This is a genomic window from Nocardioides marinus, from assembly GCF_013408145.1.
GTDB classification, from domain to species: Bacteria; Actinomycetota; Actinomycetes; order Propionibacteriales; family Nocardioidaceae; genus Nocardioides; species Nocardioides marinus.
In genome coordinates this window covers 1,006,029-1,030,216 of sequence record NZ_JACBZI010000001.1, presented here as the reverse complement: position 1 = coordinate 1,030,216, position 24,188 = coordinate 1,006,029, and the positions used below count along the sequence as shown (strand labels likewise).

Genomic DNA, 24,188 nt, shown 5'->3' with positions numbered 1-24,188 from the left:
GCACCGCGATCGCTCACGCCGGGGAACAGCGGAGCACCAGCCAGGACGCCCCCCGTCGCGAGGACCATGAGCAACAGGCCGGCGCGGGCACTCCGGTACGAACGCGCCGCCCGTCCCGCTCTGTGCCGCGGTCCGTCGGGGTGGGCCCTCAACGATCTCGACCTCACGACCTACCTCGAGGCACCGAGGGCGTCGAGGACCAGGCCGCGCAACGTCGCGGCGTCCACCGGGCCGACGACCCGCGCGGCGACCCGGCCCTGCTCATCGAGCACCACGGTGCTGGGGACCGCCGCCGCGGTCAACGCCCCGTCGAAAGCCAAGATCGCAGTACCGGCGTCGTCCGGATGCACGCTGGGATAGGGGATCTCGAAGGCTCGCTCGAATGCTTGCGCCGACGCCGGGTTGTCACGGACGTTGATCCCCAGGAAGTTCACCCGATCTCCTAGCCGGCGCGCCACCCGGACGAGGTCAGGGGCCTCGGTACGGCAGGGTCCGCACCACGATCCCCACACGTTGACGACGCTCACCGTCCCGATCAGGTCGGACTGGTCGAACCGGCGACCGTCGAGCAGCTCCACAGAAAAGTCCCCGAGAACGCGACGTTCCTCCGGTAGGAACTGCTGCACCAGGTCAGTGGACTGACCGCGCCCCCCACCGTCCTCTGCTTGCCGCAACGCCAGGGCCAGCGCCACGGCGCTGGCGAGCACGCCAAGGACGGCGAGGAGCACCACGGCTCGACCCCAGCGGTTCACAGCGGCGCCTGCCAGTCGACGATGAGGCCCTGCAGGGAGGCGACCAGCACCGCCCACACCCCTGCGACCTGGAGCACCCCCAGGACCACCATCATGGAGCCGCCTGCCGCGGCGATGCTGCGTGCGTGCCGTCGTACGCCGGTGAAGACCTTCATAGCCGAGCCGACCGTGAAGGCGGCGACCAGGAACGGCAGGCCGAGGCCCAGCGCGTAGGCGAGCGACAGCACCGCGCCTCGCTCGGCTGAAGCAGCCGAGGTCGAGAGCGTGAGGACTGCGGCCAGGGCGGGTCCCATGCACGGGGTCCAGCCCACCGCGAAGACCGCCCCCAGCACGGGAGCGCCTGCCAGGCCCGCGCGGGGCGCGAAGCGCGGGCGGAGGGTGCGGCGCACCCCCGGCACCCTCGCAGCAGCGCCAGCAAAGAGCAGGCCGAGCACGATGGTCACCACGCCCGAGACCCGCCACACCGTCTCCTGGTGCTCCAGGAGCAGGGACCCGAGGGAGCCCAGCGCCACGCCGTAGCTTGTGAACACCAGCGCGAAGCCCGCCACGAAGAGTGCCGTGCCCAGCACCAGACGCGCCCTCGGCGGACGCAGGGTCCCGGCCTCGCCGCTCTCCGGACCGAAGCCGGCCATCCCGGCGACGTAGGAGAGGTAGCCCGGCACCAGGGGGAGCGAGCACGGCGTGAAGAAGGAGAGCAGACCGGCCAGCGCGGCCACCGGCAGCGCGAGCACCATGGATCCGTCGAGGATCGCTCCCTGTGCCCCCCCGTTCATTGGGCTTCTCCCTGCATGTCGATCACCCGGTCCAGAAGGACCAGAAGCGGACCAGGACGGCAACCATGACCGCGGCGTACGGCAGGAGGGTCACTAGGCCGTGCCACTCCTGGGCGCGGGCCACCACGGGCGACTCCGCGCCCCAGCGCCCCAGCGCCCCGGAGCGCAGATTGCGCAACGTGACGTACCACGCAATCGGCCACACCACGGCCCAGACGACCATGCAGTACGGGCAGAGCGCGCCGATGCGGTAGAGGCTCTGGAACACCAGCCACCCAACCAGCGCCAGCCCTGTGAGCACCCCGACCTGCAGGCCCTGCCAGAACCAGCGCGCGAGCACGGCACCGCTGAGCAGCGCCATCCCTGTCGTGATCACAACAGGGAAGGCTGCCACGCCGATCACCGGGTTGGGGAAGCCCAGGAGTGCGGCCTGCCACGACTCCATGATCGACCCGCAGCTCAGCACCGGGTTCACGCTGCACGAGGGGATGTACGCCGGGTCGTCGGCCAACCGGAATCGCTCGACGAGCAGCACCGCAGCCGCCACCAGGCCCACCCCGCCACCCGCGGCCAGGCCGAGGCCCAGGCGCTGGTCCCCCGTCACGACGACGCCAGCGCCGCGTCGATCGCGGAGGTGAAGTCCTCGTAGGTCCGCGGCTGCAGCGGCTCGCCGTCGACGTAGAACGTCGGTGTCCCCTGCACCCCGAGCTCCAGGCCGTCGTCGACGTCGCGCTGCACCCGGGCGGCCACCTCATCCGAGGCGTAGTCGGCGTCGTACTGCTGCATGTCGAGGCCGATCTCCTCGGCGAAGCCTCGGAAGAGGTCGTCGTGCGGCACCTGCGCCTCGCCCCACTCGGCCTGGGTCTCGTACATCCGCTGGTACATCGCCTCGAGCTCGCCCTGTCGCGCAGCCGACTCCACGGCGCGCGCGGCTCGCTCGGCGTTGAAATGACCCGGCAGCGGGAAATATCGCGCGACGAAGGTGACCTCGCCGGCGTACTCCTGCCGCAGTTGCTCCACGGCCGGGTAGGCGGCGGCGCATGCCTCGCACTCGAAGTCCAAGAACTCCACGACGGTGACTCCGCTGCTGCCCTCCTCCCCGAGGATCCGGCTGTCCTCGCGGACCAGCATCGACTCTTCCGGCGAGCCGGTCGCGACCGGTGCGGGTTGGTCACCTCCGCGGGACTGAACGACCAGCAGCATCGCTACCACCGCGATCGTCACGAGGACGCCGAGCGCGACCGCGGCCTTGTTCTGGTTGGTCATGGGAGTTCCCTTCATGTCTACTATGGACGATAGTAGCCAGTGATCGAACACGGACGAGGGGACGCGTCATGGGAGCCGGGCACGCACACGGACACGCAGGTGCGCGGCACCGCTGGAGGCTCGCGGTCACCTTCGCCATGGTCGCCGCCTTCTTCGTGGTCGAGCTGACCGTCGGAATCCTCACCGGCTCCTTGGCCCTGCTGTCCGACGCCGGTCACATGGCGGCCGACGTGGTCGCCCTAGGCGCGGCCCTGCTGGCCACCGCCATCGCCACCCGTCCAGACCTTTCGGGGCGGCGCACCTACGGCTCGTACCGCGCCGAGGTCCTCGCCTCCGGCTTCACCGTCCTGGTCATGCTCGGGGTCGCCGCCTACATCCTGGTGGAGGCGTGGTCCCGCCGCGGGGAGCCGGTCGAGGTGCAGGCCGGACCCATGCTGGTCGTCGGTGGCCTCGGACTGCTGGTCAACGTTGTCTCCCTCGCGCTTCTCCGGGCCGGCGCTCAGGAGTCGCTCAACGTCAAGGGCGCCTACCTGGAGGTGATGGCCGACGCGCTAGGCAGCGTCGGGGTGCTGGTCGCCGGCGTGCTGGTGCTGACGACCGGGAGCTCCGGCTGGGACGCACTCCTGGCCGTCGCCATCGCCGCCTTCGTCGCTGTGCGCGCGCTCCTGCTCGGGCGCGAGGTCCTGGCCGTGCTAGGACAGCACGCCCCCGCGCAGCTCGACATCGACTCCCTGATCCGCGACCTCGAGTCGCTTCCGGGCGTCCGCGACCTGCACGACCTGCACGTGTGGACACTCACGTCCGGCATGGAGGTCGCCACCGCCCACCTCGTGGTCGAGGCAGGGCCCACGGCCGATGACATCCTCGCGACCGCCCAACGAGTGCTCCAGGAGGACCACGGCATCAGCCACGCCACGCTCCAGGTGGAGGTCGACCCCGACACCGAGTGCCACCGGGCGACGTGGTGACGCACGTCCACTGACCGGCACGGCACGCGGCACCCATCTACTAGTACGTGTAGTAGATCGCCTCAGGCGGCCAGACGATCGACCGAATATGGAGTGCGTGGGCCGGACTGGTCCCACGGGTCGTCACCGGCCCCGATCGCGGACGAAGGGACCCCAGTCATGGCCACGAAGGACTCGACCTCGAGCCCGCCCGACGACGGTGTGGCGAAGACTCGCGGTCGACAGAAGATCCTCGCCCTCGTCGTGCTGCTGCTGGCGTCAGCAGGGGGTGCCTACTGGTTCCTGCTTCGCCCCGCACCCGAGCCTGCGGAGCCGGAGCCGGGAGAGGTCCTGGCCCTGGAGGCGATCCAGGTCAACCTGAAGGCCGGTCACTACCTGCGTATCGGCATCGCCCTGCAGTTGTCAGCAGAGGTGACGGAGGAGGTCGACGGGAGCAAGGCACTCGATGCCCTGATCAACGTCTACACCGGCGAGAAGGTCGAGGGGCTAGCCGAGCCTTCGCGACGTGAAGAACTCCGCGAGGTCCTGGTCGATCGGGTCGTCGAGCTGTACGAGGACGAGGTGCTTGACGTCTACATCACGGAGTTCGTGACTCAATGACGGACCGCGCCCGGTCGGCTCACAACTCGACCCGACACCGGGTCCCGCGAAGTCGCCCGGGTCGTCGCGCCGGGCAGCCCACGCCGGGGCGCCACGCCCAGCGGGCGCCTAGGCACCCCCAAGACGGCCGCTCCGTCGGCGATGGCCAGGCTGGCCAGGCTGGCCAGCAATCGTCCTTCAGCCGCCGGGGCGGCGATGCGCGCAGCGGTCTTTACCGTGGTGCCGCGCCAGACGTCTCTTCGCGGAACGGCGGGGCTGTGGTGAAGCCCTTGCCCGCAGCGCGGGAAAGGCGTCAATCGCCTGGCTCCCACTTCTTGCTCCGATGCGACCTGGCGAGGCGGCCCTCGTCGTGGTTTTCGGGGCCTCAACGCGACACGGTTGGGACTTCTGCACGATCAGGTGACATCTGACGCGAAGACATGCTCGGCCAGGACAGCGCAGACGAGGCGGACGATGGCCTCGCGGGTGGGGAAGATCCCCACGGCGTCGGTGCGGCGACGATCTCGCGGTTGAGTCGCTCGGCGGGGTTGTTGGACCAGATCTGGGTCCACACGTCCTTGGGGAAGTCGGTGAAGGCCAGGATGTCAGCCCGGGCGCCGTCGAGGTGGTCGTGGACCGCTGGGAGCTTTTCGGCGACGTAGTCCAGCAACCGGTCGAACTGGGCGTGCACGGCAGTGGCGTCAGGCTGGTCGTAAACGCTGTGCAGCATCGCCTTGACCGCTGGCCACATCGACTTCGGCGTCACCGACAGCAGGTCGCTGCGTAGTGGGTGCGGCACCGTTGCCAGGCCGCGCCGGGCAGGTTGGCTGCGACCGCGTCGACCAGGCCGGGGTGGGCGTCACTGGTCACGAGCCGGACCCCGGTCAGGCCGCGTACTGTGAGGTCGGCGAAGAATTCGTTCCACGCCGCACCCGTCTCGGATGTGGCTACGCGCATGCCGACGACCTCGCGGTGGCCGTCGCCGTTGACACCGGTCGCCAGCAGCACCACGGCGTTGATGAGCCGTCCGCCCTCGCGGACCTTCATCGTCAGAGCGTCGGCTGCGACGAAGGTGAACGGGCCAGCGGCATCCAGGGGCGGTGACGGAACTGCTCGACGTGCTCGTCGAGCTCAGCGGCCATCCGCGAGACCTGCGACTTCGACAGCGAGTCGATGCCGAGGGTCTTGACCAGCTTGTCCATCCGCCGGGTGGAAACGCCGGCGAGATAGCAGTCCGCGACCGCGGTGATCAACGCGGTCTCTGCCCTCTTGCGGCGCTCGAGCAGCCACTCGGGGAAGTAGGTGCCCTTGCGGAGCTTGGGGATCGCCACATCGATGGTGCCGACCCGGGTGTCGAGGTCGCGATGGCGGTAGCCGTTGCGCTGCGCCATCCGGCCCGGGGAGGGGCGGCCGTACTCGGCGCCGAGGACCGCGTCGGCATCAGCGGACAGCAGGGCGTTGATCATCGTCTGCAGCAGCGATCGCATCAGATCCGGGGACGCTTCGGCGAGGGCTTCGCCGAGCAGGCGCGCAGGGTCGACAATGTGGGCAGCGGTCATCGTGATGACTCCGTTCGAGTGAGCTGTAGGAGGTGAACTCGAAAGGATCACGCGGTGGCCGCGCCCACGTCTGCCGTACACGCCGGCGACGATCTCGGCGACCGCGTTACACCACTATCGGCGACTCAACTGAGCCTGCGCCGGCTAGGCGGTCGGGGGCCGCCTGCTTCACCGCCTATAAGCCGTGAAAGCTCAGGCGATCCGTGCACCAGACCCGCCCGACCCGTTACCGACTCCCGGTCTTCGCGGCAGTCAGGAGGCGGTCCGGCGCGGAAACGCACCGTAATCATTCCGGCGGTCGGTGCCACCGCCTCGGCCGGGCATCGTCTCTGTCGACGGTTCGGACCCGCCGACTGCGCAGGAGCATCCTGATGAGGCGTGACTCCGTCCGCGAGCCGCGGATCCAGGAAGGATGCCGCTCAGTCGTACGAGGCCCGGCTTGGCGAGGGACAGGGCTCCCAATGAACCCCGCTGACCTGCGGAGCAGCCGCGTCCCAGGCCAAACGGTGAAGGCTCCTCGAAGACGGCTCAACAACAAAGGCCGCATGGCAGCCCGGCGGGGCGGTCCACGGAAGCGCGAGGCGCCAAGTGAGATCACGCGAGAACTCGAAGGCCACGTCGGCGCTGAGCCTGTTCAGTAGCCGCGCCGCTTCAACTTGTTTCTGGTTGCAGCTGGGAGTGGGGCCGGTGAGCCGCGCAACCAATGGTGCGCTGAGCAGATGCACCCGCGCAGTTGCGGTGTCCCAGGGAACCGCGAGCTCGACTCGCTAGGTCTGGGGGTTCTCGGGGTAGTAGGGCTGGCCTGCGTAGTGAACGGCAGCGCAGGCGACAGAGTCTGCGAACCCGGTCTCTTCTGCCACCGGGGAATCTCCTGCTGGGCAACGGAGTGAACATGCCGTCGTCGTCGAGGACGAAAACCAGCCCGGACACCAGTTCGACGGTGCGTCGCAGCCGTTCCGCTGCCTCCGAGCACGTGATCGGTACGCCGTGGCGTGCAACATTCCGGGCGGCCTCCGCCGTTCGTCGACGTCGGTGCGAGGGGTGCTCATTCCTGGCCTCCCCACAGTAGGTCGAGGTCGGGTTCGTGGATGACGTCAAGGCGCTTGTCGGGGGCGTAGGCCGCGGGCTCGGGCACGACCAGGCGTCGCAGCTGTCGCTCGGTGGCGCTGTGTTGCACCGGGGTGTCGTCGTCGTGGTTCATCGGGGTCCTCCTCAGCGGCCCGGGGTCGGGCGGTCGGTGACGGGCTGCGTGCCCGGGATGTCGCGCTGCTGGCCGGGTGGCTTGGGGACGAAGGACTCGTCTAGGTCGGCGGCGATGTCGCGCATCTGGGTCTGGTATCGCTCCCACTCGCGGGGGTGGATGCCGTTCTGCAAGGCCGAGGCGACGATGGCGGCCATGGAGTAGGGCCGGTCGGCGGGCACCTGGTCGAGCGCGCACCAGGCCTTGGCGCCGTCGCCGTGCAGCCAGCTGGCGAAGCCGAGCATGGAGGCCGGCGCCGCGCGGACCTCGTCCGGGCCGCGGCGGGTGAGGTCGGTCCAGATGGCCATGTGGAAGGTGGAGTTCTCCCGACTCATGTCCTCCCAGAGCGCGTCCCGGGTGCTGATCGTCTCCAGCGCCACCAGCATCCGCGCGCCGTCGACGTCGGAGAGCCGGTTGCCGTCGGCGTGGAACTGCTCGAGGCGGTCCAGTGCCCAGTCCCGCTCGAGGGCGGGAGGGCTGTCCGCGGCCGCGGCCCGGGCCGCGGGGAGGAGCTGGGCGATGGGCTCGCGGTCGCCGACCATCGAGGCGGCCAGGGACTCGCGGCTGGCGGCCGGCTGGGCGGCGCCGGTGAGCACGGTCGCGGCCGCGATCCGCTCAGCGGTCGAGGGGGTCTGCAGCCCGGTCTGGCCGGTGTTGAACTCGCGCCAGCGCTCGCCGTCGGACCACAGCCTGATGTGGGTGGTGATGCCGACGTCCTGGAGACGGTTGGACAGGTGCTGGCTGGCCAGCTCGGCGCTGCGGCGGTCCTCGGTGATGCAGATGATGGCGAGGCGGGCACCGGGCCGGGCGTGGCGGCCGTACGGGCCGCTGAGTGCGTCCCAGACCTCCTCGCGATCGGCGGCGGTCCGGGGCAGGTCGACGCGGGTGATCGGCAGTCCGGGCCGGAAGGGCACCAGGACGATCGACTCCTCGGGCTTGAAGCCGAGGACGTGCGGCACCGCGGCGAGCAGCTCGTCCGGGGACTGAACGACGAGATCCATTGGAGCGAACCTCCTCAGCTGGCCTGGGCCGCGTGCGGGGCGCGGTCGATGCGCGCGGACACGTACTTGAGCGAGATGCCGACCTCGCCGAAGCGGTTGTCGACGACCACGACGTCCTTGGTGCGCTTCTCGCCGGTCTCCTTGTCCGGCCAGCTCTCGGTGCGCTCGAGGCCGTGGACGAAGATCGGGTCACCGGATCCGCAGCTGTCGTGTACGTGGGTGGCTGCCGAGCCGAAGATCTTGACGTTGTGGGCGGTGGGCTCGTCGCTGACCCACTCCCCCTGGTCGTTCTGGATCCGGCGGTTGACCAGGACGCGGCAGGTGACGAACGGCTTGTTGTTCTCCCGGGTGTGGTGCAACTCCGGTGCCTCGGCCAGGTTGCCGGCGAAGGTGACGGTGGTGGACATGGCTTCCTCCTAGGTGACTGCGAGACGTTGATCGGTCCCGCAGTCACCTAGGTGTCATCCAGGCCCGGCAGCGATCACACCGGCCGAAGTCGTTTCCACCGCTCGAGCTCGGCGGGCGGCCAGCGGGAGATCACCCAGGGGACGCAGAAGCGCCCCGACCGGCTCTCGGGTACCGGATCGGGGCGCTGGGAAGCACGCTAGGACGAGGTGCCGACCCAACTGCCGGCGTCGTCCTCGCCGGCTACCGGGCAGGCCGGCGCCGCGGCGGTCGGTTGCTGAGCTTCTGCGGTGGCGGCGGCAGGTCGCGGCCCAGCCGCCGGCGGGCCTCCTCGGCCGCGGCGATCACTGCCTCCTGGGCGAACGCCGAGCGGGCGAGCATCCGGCCGAGCTCCTGACGGTCGGCCACGAGCGCGTCTTCGACCGCCTCGATGGTCGAGGCGGGCAGGTCGTGCTTCTTGTTGAAGCTCTTGCGGGTCACGCTGACCAGGGCGGGATGCTTCTCACCCGCGGCCGCGAGTTCGGACCGCTGCTGAGGTGAGCGCCGGGCGTGGAGTTCGAGCGCCTGGGCGAGCCAGCCGACGAACGAGCCGGGTGACTCGGCGTCGGTGTCCAGGTCTGCGAGGTAGGCCGATCGTGCGAGGTCCCACACGCCGGGTTTCCAGTAGATCCCGACCGGGATCGTGGTCTGGCTCGTCACCTGATCACTCCCCTGGTGTCGTCCGCCGGCGTCGAGCTGCTGCGGCTAACACCAACGCCGCTGCATTCCCGGTCGAGGCCCTGCTCAGCCGTTCCCACCCTCGCTCGATTCCTTCCGTTCCAGCCAGCTACGAGGTGCAGCCGCGCCGCGCCGCCGCAGCAGAGTCCGCGCCCGTGAGGCCGGGCTTTCCCCACCCTCGCCGGGCGCCCACCTTTCCACAGGTTCGCCCTGTGGCCCGGTAGGCGTCGGCCTCCGCTGGGAGACTTAGTCCTGTCAGTTCTTTCTATTCTACTCACGGAGGACAGCCGCATGACCCACACCATCCAGACCCCCGCCGACACCGCCGCCGACGAGGCCACCGAGGCCGCCGAGCCCGTCCAGGCTGAGGAGTTCCTGTACCTCGACCCCGCCGAGATCATCATCGGCAGCAACGTCCGGACCGACCTGCGCCCCGACCACAAGGAGTTCCGCAAGTCGATCAAGGAGCGCGGCGTGCTGGAGGCCGTCACGGTCTACTGCAACGAGGCCGGCCAGTACGTCCTGCTGCGCGGCCAGCGCCGCACCGTGACCGCCGCCGAGGTCGGCACCCCCACCGGCCTGATCCCGGCCCGCGTCGTGCCCCAGCCCGCCGACGCCGACCGGATCGGTGACCAGATGGTGGAGAACATTCACCGCGCCGGGATGCGCGAGGCCGAGATCGTCGCTGGCGTGGAGCAGCTGGCCCTGCTCGGCGTGAGCGCCGCGCAGATCGCCAAGCGCACCAGCATCGACCGCCCGACCGTGAACGCCGCCCTGGCGGTCACCAAGGCCGACCAGAGCCGCAACCGGCTCGACTCCGGTGACCTGACGTTGGAGGAGGCCGCGATCTTCGCCGAGTTCGAGCACGACCCCGAGGCCGTGCAGCGCCTGGAGAACGCCAAGCGGTGGCGTCGCTCGCTCGCCCACGAGGCCCAGCGGCTGCGCGACGAGGCCGCCGAGCGCGAGGCCGACGCCGCCGAGGTCGAGCGGCTGCGCGCCGAGGGCCTGCCGGTGCTGAGCGCCGAGGAGGTCGCGGAGGCCGACGAGGTGCTGCGCATCGAGCGGCTGGTCACCGAGGACGGCGAGCCGCTGCCCGAGGAGGAGTGGCCCAACGTTCCCGGCGCTCGCGTCCAGGTCGTCAAGGAGTGGGTCTACCCCGAGGACGAGTACGACGAGGAGAGCGAGGACGGCAGCGACGAGGAGGACGACGATTACGAGCCCGCCGAGCCCTACCAGCAGTACGTGCCGGTGTGGGTCGTCACCGACCTCGCCGCCTCCGGCCTGCGTCGTCGCGGCGGCGGGTCCGGCAGCACCACCGCCGACAGCGGGGACGAGAGCGAGAGCGAGGAGGATGTCGAGGCCCGCCGTGAGGAGCGCCGCCGCGTGATCGCCAACAACAAGGCCTGGGCGAGCGCGGAGACGGTGCGCCGCGAGTGGCTGGCCGGGTTCGTGGCCCGCAAGACCGCCCCGAAGGGAGCCGAGGCCCTGATCTGCGAGGCCGTCGTCACCGGCCACCACTCGCTGAGCAAGGCCATGGACCACCGGCACCCGATGATCTTCACGCTGCTCGGGATCGACGTCCCGACCGGCTACTACGGCGCGGGCCACGACGAGTGCCACAAGATCGCCACCAAGGCGAGCACGCCGAAGGCCGCGACCATGACCACCCTCGCCGCGATCGTCGCCGCGTGGGAGGCCACGACCGGCAAGCACTCGTGGCGCAACCCGACCGCGTGGGATTCCCGCGTGCTCGGCGCGCTCGTGGAGTGGGGCTACCAGCCCAGCGAGGTCGAGCGGATCCTGCTCGGCGAAGAGCCGCAGCCGAGCACCGAGGACGACAGCGACGACGACGCCGACGAGGCCAGCGACAGCGCCACCTGATCGGCTCCCCCTCCCCCACCTGAGGGCGGTTCTTCCTGTGGAGAACCGCCTAAGTGGAATAGAAACCATAGAATGAAGTCAGATCGTTTGATTCCGACACAGGGAGGACCCCGACATGTCACACGAGATCGAGACCCACGGCACGCAGGCAGCAGCCGTCTTCGCCCGCAAGGACGCCTGGCACCGGCTGGGCACCACCGTCCGTGACCGCGCGTTCACCGCCGAGGAGGCCATGAGGCTCGGCCACCTGGGCGGCTGGGACGTCCGCAAGTTGCCGCTCACCACCGCCGAGGTCAGCGAGGGCGGCGTCACCGCCATCGAGGTCCCCGGCTTCGCCACGGTGCGCACAAACCCGTTCACCGGAGCGCCCGAGGCGCTCGGCGTCGTCGGCGGCGGCTACACCCCGCTGCAGAACGAGGACCACGCCGAGTTCCTGAACCTGCTGGCCGACGAGTCGGGCGCGATCTTCGACACCGCCGGGTCGCTGCGCGGCGGTCGGCAGGTGTTCATCACGATGCAGCTGCCGGACTCGCTCACGGTCGGCGGCAGCGACCGCGTCGACCTCAACATCGCCGCGCTCAACAGCCACGACGGGTCCAGCGCGTTCCGCATCCTCGTCACCCCGGTCCGTGTCGTGTGTGCGAACACCCAGAGCGCGGCCCTGCGCAACCACGAGTCGTCGTTCTCGATCCGGCACACCCGCAACGCCAAGGCCGCCGTGCAGGCCGCCCGCGACGCGCTCGGGCTGACGTTCACCTACGTCGACGCGTTCCAGGTCGAGGCCGAGCGGCTGATCCAGCAGACCATGACCGACGCCGCGTTCGATGCCCTGATCGACGCCACGTTCGGCAAGGCCGAGGCCAACGCCACCAAGCGAGTCCGCGAGACCGAGCGCCGCCGCCGCTCCCGGCTGCACTGGCTGTTCGCCGACGCCGACACCCAGGCCGGCATCCGCGACACCGCGTGGGCCGGCTACCAGGCCGTGGCTGAGTACGTCGACCACTACGCCCCGGTCCGCACCAAGGGCGACGAGCACGCCGCCCGCGCCACGCGGGTGCTCACCAGCGACGACCCCGACCGGATCAAGCGCCGCGCCTGGACCGCGCTCGCCCCGGCCTGACCGTCCGCCAGTTCCTGCGGTGGCGGGCTGAGACCCCGAGTCCGGCCCGCCACCGGCTCAACCGAAGGAGGAGCCATGACCGACACGACCGCCCACGCCAGCGCCGCCCCGGCGACGCCCGACACCACGCCGGTGGAGTGGCACACCGTGGACGCCGACGACCGCTGGCCGGGTCGCTGGACCGCGCACACCGCCAGCGTCCACGCCCATGGGCGCATCTACCTGATCCGGATCACGCCCGGTGACCACGCGACCTACCTCGCCCCGGGGTTCTACGCCGACATCGGCGGCGGCTACGGGCAGCGCTGGGCGATCAACACCCGCACGCTCGACGAGGCCAAGCGCCGCGCGATCGAGGACGTCCTGCGATGAGCCAGCCGACCGCCACGCCCGCCGACGTCGACGCCAGCGCCGCCAAGGACCGGCACACCCTCAGCGAGACGGCCTGCGACCTGATCGTCATCGAGCACCGGCTGCGCGACGTACGCCGCTGGACCCCCGAGGCCGCCCGCGCCCACCTGGACGCGGCCCTGTCCAGTGTTGCCACGGCACTGGACGCCCTGCACGCCGAGCACACCCACCGCACCACCGAACAGGAGCAGTTATGACCGAGCAGACCCAGCCCGACCCGACCGGCACTGTGATCAGCGCGGACGACCAGCGCGCCATCCGCGTAGCCATGAACGCAGTTCCCTACGCGGCTGACCTTCGCGTGCCGATCCCGCCACGCGGAGACCTCAGCGCCCGCGACGTTGTCGCCTTCCTCGACGGCCTGCGGGAGGTGCTGACCGAGGTCGCCGCACGAGCCGACGATCAGCACCGGCGTCTGCTCACCCTGGAGGCCGACGTGGGGGCGTTCCGCCGCCTCATCGGCACCGCGCCCGCCGAGGTGACCCCATGAGCGCGCACATCGAGTGGCTGGCCGCTCGCGAGACCAGCGTCCAGGTGTTCACCCCCGGCGAGGACTGGGTGGGTGCCGGTGAGCATCGTCAGCCGGTCCTCACCCTCGCCGGTGACGACGTGGTGGCGATCCAGGGCACGCCCGCCGAGTTGCGGGCGCTGGCCGCCCGGATCACCGCCGTGGCGACCGCCGCATCCGGGCGGCTCGACCTCGCCGCCCGGGAGGACCAGCCCGCATGAGCGACGACGCCACCCTGCGCGCTCTGGAGGCACGCGCCACGCCCGGCGCCTGGACTCCGGATGGTGACAAGATCCGCGCCACCGCCGCCGACGCCCTGCTGCCCGACAACATCCTCGTGGCCTACTACACCGGGCACGACCACCGGCTTGGCCTCAAGACCACCGGCCATGCCGCCGATGTCGAGTTCATCGCCGCCGCCCGTGACGCGCTCCCCGACCGTCTCGACCGACTCGACCGCATCCGCGATCTTCACGCCACGTGGGGCGAGCAGTCGCCCGAGGACGCTGACGGCTACCTCGACCTGTGGGAGACGCTCGGGGCCTCCTCGACGGCGAGCCCGCCTGACCCTCAGGCCGCAGGCCGCCCGTAGCGCTGTCCGCTGCGGGCGGCCTTCTGCGTCCGCCCAACCTCACCAGAGCGTCAGTTGCTCGCCCAGCAGCTCCTGGAGCCGCGCGAGGTCGTCGGCCACCAGCTGCGGGTCCTCGCGCGCCAGGTCGCGCAGTTCCCGCGCCCGCCGTCGCGGCCCGCGGGGATCGGCCAGCGGGCTGTACGGCAGCCGCCGCTGCACCGACCACTCCCGGCGGTTCTGCGCCGCGCTCGATACCACGACGTGATCCGGTGCGATCCGCTGGCACAGCGGGTTGTGACACCGATGCCCGAGCAGCCGCGCCTCCGCGAGCGCGTCCACCCCGTTCATCACCGCGAACGCGAACCGGTGCGCGATGATCACCCGCCCTGGCGCGTACCAGAACCGGCCATGTCCGCCGCCGTCCGTGCGCTCACGATCGGACCGACCGGCAACCGCGCCGGTCCACCACAGACACTCGCTCCCCGGCACCGTGGCGACCTTCGTCCGGTACCGCGCGAGCACGGCCGGATCGGTGATCGCTGCCGCGACCGCCGCGAGGCCGGCGTCATCCAGCCGACGAACCGGCACCCGCTCCCCCACTCCCAGCGGTCGCCAGCGCCGCATCGTCGCCGCCCTGCGCGCCGTCACGGTCGCTGTCCTGGTCGCCATCGTCGCCTGCCTGCGGCTCACTGGCGAGCCGCCGCAGTCGCGTCGCCTCGCGCACGGTGATCGTCTCGCCGCACCACTCGACGGCCTCGCCCAGGGACAGGCCCTCGCGCTCGGTCAACTCCCGCAGCGCCTCACCGGCTCGCTTCTCGGTCTCGGCCACCGCCGCGTCGCGCTCACCGATCGCGACCATGACCCGCTCGGCCAGGTCGATCACCCGGCGCTCCCGCTCCTCGCGCTCGCGCCGCCGCTTCTCGGCCATCTCCCGCGCCGTACGCCGTGCCTGCTGCTTGATCGTCTGCTGACTCATCCGGTCCTCACTCGTGTCGACATGGACCCTGACAGTCACCTACGACATTTCCCGGACCCCGAGCGATCACCGAACCGCAGAAGCCTTCAAACCCGCTCCCTCGACCCGTTCAGCCCACCCGATCCGAACCCGACGCCCCACCCGTCACCCATGCCCCTCAGCGTCCCCCCAGATTTCCGCGACCGACCAAGTGCCACACACCTCTTGCATTCTCGGTTCGCCGAATAGAAAGAACACCCCAGAAATCCGGTCCGAAGTGATCGCCCAGCCCGCCGGATCACACATAGGTGACCGTGACGATGAGCCTCCACAAGCTGACGGCCGGGTCGGGGTACGACTACCTGACCCGCCAGGTCGCAGCGATGGACGCCACCGACAAGGGCCACACCGGCCTTGCGAGCTACTACACCGAGAAGGGCGAGACGCCCGGCGTGTGGGTCGGCTCGAGCATGGAGGGCATCGAGGGACTCGACGCCGGCGACGTCGTCACCGCCGACCACATGCAGTCGTTGTTCGGCTCCGGCCACCACCCGCTGGCCACCCAGCGCACCAAGGAGCTGGACCTGCGCATCGGCCGCGACGACGCCGCCCGGCCGACCGAGGCCGACTACAAGACCGCGATCCGCCTCGGCACCCCGTACAAGGTCTACGACAACGACACCAGCCCGTTCCGGATCGAGGTCGCCAAGGGCATCGCGGCCCTGAACGAAGCCGCCGGCCTACCCGGGGACTGGCCGGTCCCCGCGGCCGACCGGGCCAAGATCCGCACCGAGGTGGCCGCCGAGTTCTTCCGTGCCGAGCACGGCCGCGAGCCGGCCGACGCCCGCGAGCTCGCCGCCACCATCGCCAAGCACTCCCGCCCGAAGACCAACGCGGTGGCCGGCTACGACCTGACCTTCTCCCCGGTCAAGAGCGTCTCGGTGCTGTGGGCGATCGCCGACCCCAAGACCGCCGCGGTGATCGAGCGGGCCCACCATGCGGCGATCAAAGACGCCCTGGACTTCATCGAATCCACGGCACTGTTCACCCGCCAGGGCACCAACGGCGTCCGCCAGGTCGACGTCCGCGGCCTGATCGCCACGGCATTCACTCACCGCGACTCCCGCGCCGGAGACCCCGACCTACACACCCACGTGGCCGTGGCGAACAAGGTCCAGACCCTCGACGGCAAGTGGCTAGCCATCGACGGGCGACCGCTGCACAAGGCAGTCGTCTCGGCCTCGGAGACCTACAACACCGCACTCGAGCGGCACCTGGTCGACGCCCTCGGCGTCCAGTTCGCCGAGCGCCCGAACGAGGACGCCCGCAAGCGGCCGATCCGCGAGATCGTCGGCGTCGACCCCAACCTCAACCGCCGCTTCTCCAAGCGCCGGCTCAACGTCGAGGACCGCCGCAAGGTCCTCGCGGCCGCCTTCCAGGCCACCCACGGCCGTCCGCCGACCCCGGTCGAGACCATCCAGCTGTCCCAGCAGGCGACGCTGGAGACCCGCGAGTCCAAGCACGAGCCGCGCTCGCTGGCCGAGCAGCGCGAGGCCTGGCACCGCGAGGCGGTCGAGGTGCTGGGCACCCCGCAGCGGGTCAAGCAAATGGTCCACGGCGCCCTCAACCCCAAGGGCGCGGCCCGCTCCCTGGCCGACTCAGCCTGGTTCACCAAGACCACCGACCGCATCGTGGCCACGATGGAGGGCAGCCGCAGCACCTGGCAGTACTGGCACGTCTACGCCGAGGCCCAGCGGCAGGTCCGGGCCGCCAATGTGCCCACCAACCAGGTCTCCCAGGTCGTCGACCTGCTCGTCAGCGAGGTCCTCGACGACCACTCGGTGAGCATGGCCCGCCCCTGGGACACCATCAACGAACCGGCCGAGCTGCGCCGCGCCGACGGCTCCTCGGTCTACACCCAGGCCGGCGCCGACCTGTTCACCTCGAGCAAGGTGCTGGCCGCAGAGCAGCGCCTGGTCGACGCCGCCGGCCGCCACGACGGGTACGCCGTCGAGGCCGCGTCGGTCGACCTGGCACTGCTGGAGTCGACCGCCAACGACATCACCCTCAACGCCGGACAGGCCACCCTGGTCCGGGAGATGGCCACCTCCGGCGCCCGGCTCCAGCTGGCGATCGCGCCGGCCGGATCGGGCAAGACCACCGCGATGCGAGCCCTGGCCAGCGCCTGGGCCGACGGCGGCGGAACCATCATCGGCCTGGCCCCCTCAGCCGCGGCCGCCGACGCCCTGCGCTCCCAGATCGACACCCAGACCGACACCCTGGCCAAGCTCACCCACTGCCTCGAGCAGGCCCGCGAGACCGGAGCCGCTATGCCGGACTGGGTCGCCGGCATCGACTCCTCCACCCTCGTGGTCATCGACGAGGCCGGCATGGCCGACACCCTCTCGCTGGACGCGGCGGTCTCCTACATCCTCGAGCGCGGCGGCAGCGCCCGGCTGATCGGCGACGACCAGCAGCTCTCCGCGATCGGCGCCGGCGGCGTGCTCCGCGACATCCGCGCCACCCACGGCGGGCTGCAGCTGACCGAGCTCGTCCGGTTCAAGGACCCCGCCGAGGGCGCCGCATCGCTCGCGCTTCGCGAAGGCAAGCCCGAGGCACTCGGCTTCTACCTCGACCGCGACCGCGTCCACGTCGGCGACCTGGCCACCATGACCGAGGACGTCTTCGCCGCCTGGCAGGCCGACCGCGCCGCCGGGCTCGACTCGATCATGCTCGCCCCCACCCGCGACCTGGTCAGCGAGCTGAACCAGCAGGCCCGCGCCCACCGACTCGAGGGGATCAACCCCACCGACGTCGCCGCCAATGGCCCGGTCCGCCGGCTCGCCGACGGCAACGAGGCCTCGATCGGCGAACTGATCATCACCCGCGAGAACAACCGCCGGCTGCGCACCTCAGCCACCGACTGGGTGAAGAACGGCGACCGCTGGACCGTCCTGGAGATCCACGACCGCGGCGACCTGACCGTCCAGCACACCCAGCACGGCCGCACCGTGCGGCTGCCCGCCGACTACGTCTCCCGCTCCACCGAGCTCGGCTACGCGTGCACCGTGCACACCGCCCAGGGCGTCACAGCCGACACCGTGCACGGCCTAGCCACCGGCACCGAGTCGCGCCAGCAGCTCTACACGATGATGACCCGCGGCGCGCACGCCAACCACGTCTACCTCGAGGTCGTCGGCGACGGCGACCCGCACTCGGTGATCCACCCGACCCTGGTCCGGCCGCTCACCCCCACCGACATCCTCGAGTCGATGCTGGGCCGCGACAACACGCAGCGGTCCGCGACCAGCCTGATCCGCGAGCAGGCCGACCCGGCCACCCGGCTCGGCGAGGCCGCACAGCGCTACCTCGACAGCCTCTACGTCGCCGCCGAGGACCTGCTGCGCCACGAGACCACGACCGGCGTCGACGGCACCACGGTCACCGTGGTCGACGCGCTGGACACCGCCGTCGAGACACTGGCTCCCGGATTGTCGGATGAGGCCGCCTGGCCCACCCTGCGCGCCCACCTGCTGCTGCTCGGCGCGGCCGGCGAGAACCCCGTCGAAGCCCTCCGGGCCGCCGCCGGCGACCGGGAGCTGGAGACCGCGCACGACCGCGCCGCGGTTCTGGACTGGCGCCTCGACGCCTCCGGCCTGCGCAACGCGGGCGCCGGGCCGCTGCCGTGGATGCCCGCGGTCCCGGCCCACCTGGCCGACGACCCGCACTGGGGCGCCTACCTCTCCCAGCGCGCTCACCTGGTCGAGCAGCTCGCCGACCAGGTCCGAACGCGGGCGACCGACCAGGCAGCACTGCCGGCGTGGGCACAGAACGGCCTCCGGCCCGAGGCCGCCACGGTCGCAAACGTCGAGGTCTGGCGCGCAGCCATGCAGGTCCCTGGCGACGACCGGCGACCGACCGGCGCACCGCAGCTGCAGAAGGCCTCCTCCACCTACCAGCGGCGGCTCAACCGCGCCGTCACCGGCGACCACACGCCGGCACTCAAGGAATGGCGCCAACTGCTCTACACCCTCGCCCCGCAGGTCCGCGACCACGAGTTCACCCCGCTGCTCGCCGAGCGGCTGGCCGCGATGTCCCGCGCGAGCGTCACCGCCCACGAGCTGCTGCGCACCGCCACCGCGCCCGACCACCCGGCCGGCCCGCTCCCCGACGAGCACGCCGCCGCCGCGATCTGGTGGCGCATGGCCCGTCAGCTCACCCCGGCAGTTGCCTCCCAGATCGGCGACGGCTCCCACGGCGAGAGCGTCACCACCGACTGGGCGCCTCGGCTCGCGGATCTGCTCGGTCCCGAGCGCGCCGCGAGCATCCAGGCCAGCACCTGGTGGCCCGCGCTCGTCGCGAACGTCGACCACGGCCTGCAGCGCGGCTGGCAGGTCGAGGCCCTGCTGGGCGCCGGCCGGGCAATGCCGAGCGACGGCTGGGAGGGCGTCGACGAGTGCCAGGCGCTGGTCTGGCGGACCTCGATCGCGCTGGAGACCGCCCCCGACGAGCACGCGCACGATGTCCACTTCGACGAGCCGCCCGCCGACCTGTGGGACGGGATCGAGCCGGACCCGGCAACGCTCGTCGACCACGCCGCCGACCCCGACTGGGCCGACTGGCCGCTCGCCGAGGACCCCGGCCCGTACGACGAGCTCGCGGCCGACGAGCACGTGGTGGATGCCGTCTCTGGCGACCTGGTCGACGTCGACGAGGCCCAGTACATCGAGTCCGACCTGACGCTGGCCGCCTACCTCCGCGACCTCGGCGGCACCCGCCTGGAGCCCACCGACGCCGACATCCGGCTCATGTACCAGCGCGCCGACGAGTGGCACACCTCCCCCGTCACGCGTGAGCGCATGGTCGAGATCAACGAGCTCACCCAGGCCTTCTTCGAGGCCCGGTTCACCGACTCGTGGGGCCGCGACTACCTCACCGGCCGGTTCGCCGTCGACCTCACCGGCGACGCGCGGTTCCGCCCCGGTCAGGCGCCGGCCGGGTGGACCAACCTGGTCGACCACCTCCGCGGCCGCGACGTCAGTGACGCAGAGATGCTTGCCACCGGCGTCGCCACCGAGGCCAGCACCGGCCGCCTCATCGACCGGTTCCGCGACCGGGTGATGTTCCCGGTGATCCACCAGGGCGAAGTGCTCGGCTTCGTCGGCCGCCGCCGCCCCGACCTCACCGACACCGACAAGGCCGGCCCGAAGTACCTCAACACCGCCGACACCCCGCTGTTCCACAAGGGCGCGCAGCTGTTCGGCGTCGTCGACGAGCTGCTCGCCGAGGGTGCCGTCCCGGTGATCGTCGAGGGCCCGATGGACGCCGTCGCCGTCACGATCGCCAGCGCCGGCCTCTACCTCGGCGTGGCCCCGCTCGGCACGTCACTGACCGATGAGCAGGTCGCGCAGCTCGCCGCCGTCGGCCGCGACCCGATCGTGGCCACCGACGCCGACCTAGCGGGCCAGGTCGCGGCCGAGCGCGACTTCTGGATGCTCACCCCGCACGGCCTGGACCCCGGCTACGCCCGGTTCCCCGACGGACTCGACCCCGCCGACCTGCTCGCTCAGCGCGGCCCAGCCGCGCTCACCGCCGCGGTGGCCAGCGGCCAGCCCGCCTTCCGGTCCCTGGGCGACCACCTCCTCACCGAACGCCTCGACAACCTCGGCGCCGAGCAGGCACGGGTGGCCGCCATGCGGGTCATCTCGGCACGTCCCAGCCTGGCCTGGGAGCCGGGCGCCAACCAGGTGCGGGCACGGCTGCAGCTCTCCCAGCTGCACGCCCGCCGGGACCTGCGGGACGCGGTTAGGACGTGGGATGCCGACCCGCGGAAGGCGGCCTTGGCCGAGCTGCACAAGAGCAGCGAGATCCGTGCCCGACTCTCGGCCGCGGCCGACAAGACGCCCGCCGAGCGGTGGGCGCCGCTGGCCCGCGAGCTCGACCCGCGCCTGCTAGAGCAGGGCGACTGGCCGGCCACCGCAGCGATGCTGCAGCAGGCCCACGAGCAAGGCCACGACGTCGGCGCCGCGACCCGCGCGATCGTCGCCGAGAAGCCCCTGGGCGACAGCCCCGCCCGCGACCTTCGCCACCGGATCGTCTCCCGTCTGGAGATCCCGATCGACACCGGCGAGAGCACCCCGGCGCCGACCACGTCGCAGGGAGCAGCGCGCGACCGGCAGGACGTCAACCGCCCGCGGCCGCCGCGGCGCGGCACTCCGCGACGCTGACTGGCCGGACTGTCCGGCCTCGGTCAGTAGCCTTGGGCGCCCACTCCCCCGGCCGATCAAGGTGTCATGTCTGCCACGAAGCGACCCCGGGGTGCGACGCGCGCTCAGGTGCGGCAGTTCCTTGCCGCCGCCGGCTACGCAGGTACCCCGCCGGACGAGTGGTCGACGCGTACGTAGATCTGGTGGGCGCCCGCAGGGCGCCCCGGCCTGCCGCGGCACCGGCTGGCGGTGCATCTGACCGCGCCGTCGCCGGGCTGGGTCGCTCCCTCGCTGGACGTCTTCGAGGCGGCGTGGCGAGAGCAGCAGCAGGCGCGCGCAGAGGCCGCCGCCACTGCACGGGCCGCAGTCGATCGGGTCACCGAGCTCGGCTAGGCGCCGGCCTTGCGGGAGCGGATCATCCGGACGCCCGCGCGTGAGGGAGTGCTGTCCTACAGCCCCTGAGCCGCGGTCTCTGGCCGTGGCCGGTGGTGCTGGTGGCGTCGAGGGCTAGTCGGCCGCCTGGTCGACCAGATGGCGGCGCATGGCGGCGAGCCGTGCCTGCGGCTCATGGTGGGTGGCGAACCAGCGTCGCTCGAGCCGCGCCCACGCTCGGCCGAGACCACCATCAGGCAGCGGCCGGGCGACGTTGTCCTCGTAGAACCGCATCAGCTCGGCGGCCGCGTCCAGGTCACGCGTCAGGTCGACGGCGAACAGATCGGCGGCGATCTCTTCGCGCCGGTCGAAGGCGACGCGCAAGCCCAGGAACGCTACGGCGGCAGTCATCGTGGCCAGCATCGCCGGGCCGGCCAGCTGCGGTGCAGCCGCGAGCGCCGTGACCGTGAGGCTGCCGCCGCTGGCGAGCACGAGCATCAGGTAGCCGAGGAGCCACGCGTAGCGCGCCGCGGCCGAGATCCGATCACGTCGGATGACGTGGGGCGAGCTCGTGGGCAGCCAGGCTCTGCTCCGCGGCGCAGCTGAGCCCGGTGAGTGCGGCTCGTGTGAACACCACGGTGGCCGGGTGTCCTGCTCGGAAACGGGTCACCGCCAGTCCGCCGTCTCCCACGACGCGGTCCGCGTCGCCGGTGGGCGCACCGAGGATCGCGACGACGTCGGTGGCAGGCGCTGCGATGTTCGCGAGCTCCGCGACGGTCGCCATCGCCGCGGCGGCCCGCTGCTGCAGCGCCTGGTCGACCGGCTCGGCGGCGCGGCGGGTGCGCCAGCCGTCCGACCAGGCGACCAGGACCTTGGCCAGCGCCGCGATCATCAGGACGGCGCCACCCAGGTAAGCGATCGCCGCGACGATGAGGAGGGCGTAAGCCACGGGGTCGGGCATGGCTCTAGGCCTTGACGGCAATAGCGGGCGGGATCGCTCAGAATCGCTCTGAGACAACGCACCGGCGCCCCGCGCCCGTGAGGCAAGGTTCCTGGTCTCTCAGCGGCGTTCTGAGGCCGATTCGAGCACCGAGCGCAGGCTTCGGCGTCATCTCGACGTGGCGGGAGCGAGTCCCACATCGAGTGCCGGCGTCGTCGACACCGGCGCACGGTCCTCCGCCGCGCGGCCGATGGCCTCTGACCGCTCCTTCATCTGCATTATGGGACGGCATGACCTTGGCGAGCGCTTTGCGCACGGCCAGGAAGTCGAGCGGGTAGTTGAAGCAGTCCGCGGCGATGTTCGAGTCCCCACGGTAGTCGAGGAAGTAGTGCTTGCCTTCGCCGGATCGGCGCGCGTCAGCGTGCGGTCGTGGCCGATGGCGTGTCCCGCGATCTGCCGCTTGATCTCGCCCTAGCCGCCGCGCTCGCGGGCCTGGTGCTCATGAGTGCTACCGCCGGCCACGGCTCCACCGCACCCGGCAGCCTCACCCGGTTCTCGGGCTCGCGCTGGCCGTCGGAGCAGGAGCAATCCACGCGGCACCGCGGTCACCGTTGAAACGCGGCCACCTTGGCGAACAGTTCGTCGGGCGTGATGCCAAAGGTCTCCCGGATGCGTGCCCCATCGGGGCCGAGGTCGACCACGCCGTAGTCGGTGTATACCCGGCTCACGCAACCGATGCCGGTGAGCGGCATTGTGCAGGCTTGGACGAGTTTCGGCGTGCCGTCCTTCGTGAAGAGGCTCATCATCACGTAGACGTCCTTCGCGCCGATGGCGAGGTCCATCGCGCCGCCGACGGCCGGAATGTCTCCGGACTTTCCGGTGCTCCAGTTGGCGAGATCACCGTTGGTTGCGACCTGGAAGGCGCCCAGCACGCAGACGTCGAGGTGACCGCCGCGCATCATCGCGAACGAGTCGGCGTGGTGGAAGTAGGAGCAGCCCGGCGTCTCGACGACGGGCACCTTGCCGGCGTTGGTGAGGTCCGCATCGACCTCCGCGCCCTCGGCCTTGCGGCCCATGCCGAGCATGCCGTTCTCGGTGTGGAGGATGACGTTGACGTTGCCGCTCTCGTCCTTGGGTAGGTGATCGGCGATCTTCGTCGGCTGGCCGATACCGAGGTTGACGTAGGAGCCTTCTGGGATGTCGTGGGCGATGACTGCGGCGAGTTGATCCATCGTCAGCGGTGCTCGGGTGCTGGTCTGAGCGGTCATCAGCGTGCTCCCTTGACGGTGTAGTGGCGGGCCTCGGTCTGGACGACCCGGTCGACGTAGATGGACGGGGTGACGATTCTCTCCGGGTCCAGGTAGCCAGTGGGGACGATCTCGTTGACCTGCACTATCGTGGTCGCAGCAGCGGTGGCCATGACCGGCCCGAAGTTGCGGGCGGTCTTGCGGTAGACGAGGTTGCCCATGACGTCCGACTGGTGGGCGCTGATCAGCGCGTAGTCGCCTCGGATGGGGTACTCGAGGATGTAACGCTTGCCGTCGATCGTGCGCTCCTCCTTGCCCTCGGCCAGGGGCGTGCCGACGGCTGTCGGACTGAAGAAGGCGCCGATGCCGGCACCGGCGGCGCGCATCCGCTCGGCGAGGTTGCCCTGCGGCACGACCTCGAGTTCGATCTTGCCCTCGCGGTAGAGCTCGTCGAAGACGTAGGAGTCGACTTGGCGAGGGAAGGAGCAGAGGATCTTCCGCACTCGTTTCGCCTTCAGCAGGGCCGCAAGCCCAACCTCGGCGTTGCCGGCGTTGTTGGCGACGATCGTGAGGTCTTTGGCGCCCTGCCGGATCAGCGCGTCGATCAGGTCGAAGGGCATGCCGGCCAGACCGAAGCCGCCGATAAGGATGGTTGAGGCGTCCTCGATGCCCGCGACCGCCTGGTCGGTCGTCGCCAAGATGCTGGCATGAGCCATG

24 protein-coding genes and 1 pseudogene are annotated in these 24,188 nt (G+C 71.1%); 10 read left to right on the top strand and 15 right to left on the bottom strand.

What is annotated here, in order from left to right:
- Positions 1–170: 170 nt before the first annotated feature.
- From BKA05_RS04975 to BKA05_RS04960, 4 genes are read right to left on the bottom strand one after another with little or no spacing between them, the layout of a single operon-like run.
- A complete protein-coding gene (locus BKA05_RS04975; RefSeq protein WP_179530444.1) occupies positions 171–731 on the bottom strand; it encodes a redoxin domain-containing protein in 561 nt (186 codons plus the stop codon).
- A gap of 17 nt (positions 732–748) precedes the next feature.
- Positions 749–1,525 (bottom strand): cytochrome c biogenesis CcdA family protein, encoded by a 777-nt coding sequence (locus BKA05_RS04970; protein WP_179530443.1) that lies wholly within the window; start codon positions 1,523–1,525, stop codon positions 749–751.
- A 22-nt stretch (positions 1,526–1,547) separates the two neighbouring features.
- The gene (locus tag BKA05_RS04965) at positions 1,548–2,129 is read right to left on the bottom strand and encodes a vitamin K epoxide reductase family protein (protein WP_179530442.1); all 582 of its coding nucleotides are present in this window, start codon (positions 2,127–2,129) and stop codon (positions 1,548–1,550) included.
- The gene (locus tag BKA05_RS04960; RefSeq protein WP_179530441.1) at positions 2,126–2,791 is read right to left on the bottom strand and encodes a DsbA family protein; all 666 of its coding nucleotides are present in this window, start codon (positions 2,789–2,791) and stop codon (positions 2,126–2,128) included. Before BKA05_RS04960 ends, BKA05_RS04965 begins: the two co-directional genes overlap by 4 nt.
- Positions 2,792–2,859: 68 nt before the next feature.
- On the opposite strand from BKA05_RS04960, the gene BKA05_RS04955 reads away from it, so the two are divergent.
- Together BKA05_RS04955 and BKA05_RS04950 are read left to right on the top strand one after the other, a co-directional pair.
- Positions 2,860–3,759 carry a cation diffusion facilitator family transporter gene (locus BKA05_RS04955; protein ID WP_179530440.1) on the top strand — a complete coding sequence of 300 codons (900 nt, stop codon included), beginning with the start codon at positions 2,860–2,862 and terminating at the stop codon, positions 3,757–3,759.
- A 159-nt stretch (positions 3,760–3,918) separates the two neighbouring features.
- Positions 3,919–4,359: a flagellar basal body-associated FliL family protein gene (locus tag BKA05_RS04950; RefSeq protein ID WP_179530439.1), complete on the top strand. Its 441-nt coding sequence runs from the start codon at positions 3,919–3,921 to the stop codon at positions 4,357–4,359.
- Between the two features lie 422 nt (positions 4,360–4,781).
- Here the strand turns inward: BKA05_RS04950 and BKA05_RS04945 are convergent.
- The 5 genes and pseudogenes from BKA05_RS04945 to BKA05_RS04925 form a co-directional block, all read right to left on the bottom strand.
- Positions 4,782–5,897: pseudogene (locus BKA05_RS04945) on the bottom strand (IS256 family transposase); the annotation flags it as partial.
- Between the two features lie 1,045 nt (positions 5,898–6,942).
- The gene (locus BKA05_RS04940) at positions 6,943–7,098 is read right to left on the bottom strand and encodes a hypothetical protein (RefSeq protein WP_170124597.1); all 156 of its coding nucleotides are present in this window, start codon (positions 7,096–7,098) and stop codon (positions 6,943–6,945) included.
- A gap of 11 nt (positions 7,099–7,109) precedes the next feature.
- Entirely contained in the window at positions 7,110–8,138 is a 1,029-nt protein-coding gene (locus tag BKA05_RS04935) for a DUF4192 domain-containing protein (protein ID WP_179530438.1), read from the bottom strand.
- Positions 8,139–8,152: 14 nt separating this feature from the next.
- Complete coding sequence (locus BKA05_RS04930) at positions 8,153–8,545, bottom strand: single-stranded DNA-binding protein (protein ID WP_179530437.1); 393 nt, start codon at positions 8,543–8,545, stop codon at positions 8,153–8,155.
- A gap of 241 nt (positions 8,546–8,786) precedes the next feature.
- Complete coding sequence (locus BKA05_RS04925) at positions 8,787–9,242, bottom strand: hypothetical protein (protein ID WP_179530436.1); 456 nt, start codon at positions 9,240–9,242, stop codon at positions 8,787–8,789.
- A 309-nt stretch (positions 9,243–9,551) separates the two neighbouring features.
- Here BKA05_RS04925 and BKA05_RS04920 point away from each other — a divergent pair, with 309 nt between their 5' ends.
- The 7 genes from BKA05_RS04920 (at position 9,552) to BKA05_RS04890 (ending at position 13,772) form a co-directional block, all read left to right on the top strand.
- On the top strand, positions 9,552–11,141 hold the full coding sequence (locus BKA05_RS04920) for a ParB/RepB/Spo0J family partition protein (RefSeq protein ID WP_179530435.1): 1,590 nt from the start codon (positions 9,552–9,554) through the stop codon (positions 11,139–11,141).
- Positions 11,142–11,256: 115 nt separating this feature from the next.
- Positions 11,257–12,261: a DUF932 domain-containing protein gene (locus tag BKA05_RS04915; RefSeq protein WP_179530434.1), complete on the top strand. Its 1,005-nt coding sequence runs from the start codon at positions 11,257–11,259 to the stop codon at positions 12,259–12,261.
- 75 nt (positions 12,262–12,336) lie between these two features.
- Positions 12,337–12,633, top strand: coding sequence for a hypothetical protein (locus BKA05_RS04910; protein WP_179530433.1), 297 nt, complete (start codon positions 12,337–12,339; stop codon positions 12,631–12,633).
- Positions 12,630–12,869, top strand: coding sequence for a hypothetical protein (locus BKA05_RS04905; protein ID WP_179530432.1), 240 nt, complete (start codon positions 12,630–12,632; stop codon positions 12,867–12,869). The genes BKA05_RS04910 and BKA05_RS04905 overlap by 4 nt, the downstream gene beginning before the upstream one ends.
- A complete protein-coding gene (locus tag BKA05_RS04900; protein ID WP_179530431.1) occupies positions 12,866–13,162 on the top strand; it encodes a hypothetical protein in 297 nt (98 codons plus the stop codon). The genes BKA05_RS04905 and BKA05_RS04900 overlap by 4 nt, the downstream gene beginning before the upstream one ends.
- Positions 13,159–13,401 carry a hypothetical protein gene (locus BKA05_RS04895; protein WP_010832688.1) on the top strand — a complete coding sequence of 81 codons (243 nt, stop codon included), beginning with the start codon at positions 13,159–13,161 and terminating at the stop codon, positions 13,399–13,401. Before BKA05_RS04900 ends, BKA05_RS04895 begins: the two co-directional genes overlap by 4 nt.
- Entirely contained in the window at positions 13,398–13,772 is a 375-nt protein-coding gene (locus tag BKA05_RS04890; protein WP_179530430.1) for a hypothetical protein, read from the top strand. The genes BKA05_RS04895 and BKA05_RS04890 overlap by 4 nt, the downstream gene beginning before the upstream one ends.
- A gap of 39 nt (positions 13,773–13,811) precedes the next feature.
- On the opposite strand, the gene BKA05_RS04885 is transcribed toward BKA05_RS04890, so the two are convergent.
- Positions 13,812–14,339: a hypothetical protein gene (locus tag BKA05_RS04885; protein ID WP_179530429.1), complete on the bottom strand. Its 528-nt coding sequence runs from the start codon at positions 14,337–14,339 to the stop codon at positions 13,812–13,814.
- On the bottom strand, positions 14,317–14,727 hold the full coding sequence (locus BKA05_RS04880; protein ID WP_218842286.1) for a hypothetical protein: 411 nt from the start codon (positions 14,725–14,727) through the stop codon (positions 14,317–14,319). Before BKA05_RS04880 ends, BKA05_RS04885 begins: the two co-directional genes overlap by 23 nt.
- Positions 14,728–15,026: 299 nt before the next feature.
- Between BKA05_RS04880 and mobF the strand changes: the two genes are divergently transcribed.
- Entirely contained in the window at positions 15,027–20,933 is a 5,907-nt protein-coding gene (gene mobF / locus BKA05_RS04875) for a MobF family relaxase (RefSeq protein WP_179530427.1), read from the top strand.
- A 486-nt stretch (positions 20,934–21,419) separates the two neighbouring features.
- Here mobF and BKA05_RS04870 read toward each other — a convergent pair whose 3' ends face one another.
- From BKA05_RS04870 to BKA05_RS04855, 4 genes are all read right to left on the bottom strand, one after another.
- The gene (locus BKA05_RS04870; RefSeq protein WP_343045777.1) at positions 21,420–21,785 is read right to left on the bottom strand and encodes a M48 family metalloprotease; all 366 of its coding nucleotides are present in this window, start codon (positions 21,783–21,785) and stop codon (positions 21,420–21,422) included.
- A gap of 43 nt (positions 21,786–21,828) precedes the next feature.
- Positions 21,829–22,233 carry a hypothetical protein gene (locus BKA05_RS04865; protein WP_179530425.1) on the bottom strand — a complete coding sequence of 135 codons (405 nt, stop codon included), beginning with the start codon at positions 22,231–22,233 and terminating at the stop codon, positions 21,829–21,831.
- 596 nt (positions 22,234–22,829) lie between these two features.
- Positions 22,830–23,492 carry a CoA-transferase gene (locus BKA05_RS04860; protein WP_179530424.1) on the bottom strand — a complete coding sequence of 221 codons (663 nt, stop codon included), beginning with the start codon at positions 23,490–23,492 and terminating at the stop codon, positions 22,830–22,832.
- Positions 23,492–24,187 (bottom strand): 3-oxoacid CoA-transferase subunit A, encoded by a 696-nt coding sequence (locus BKA05_RS04855; protein ID WP_179530423.1) that lies wholly within the window; start codon positions 24,185–24,187, stop codon positions 23,492–23,494. Before BKA05_RS04855 ends, BKA05_RS04860 begins: the two co-directional genes overlap by 1 nt.
- Position 24,188 lies beyond the last annotated feature (1 nt).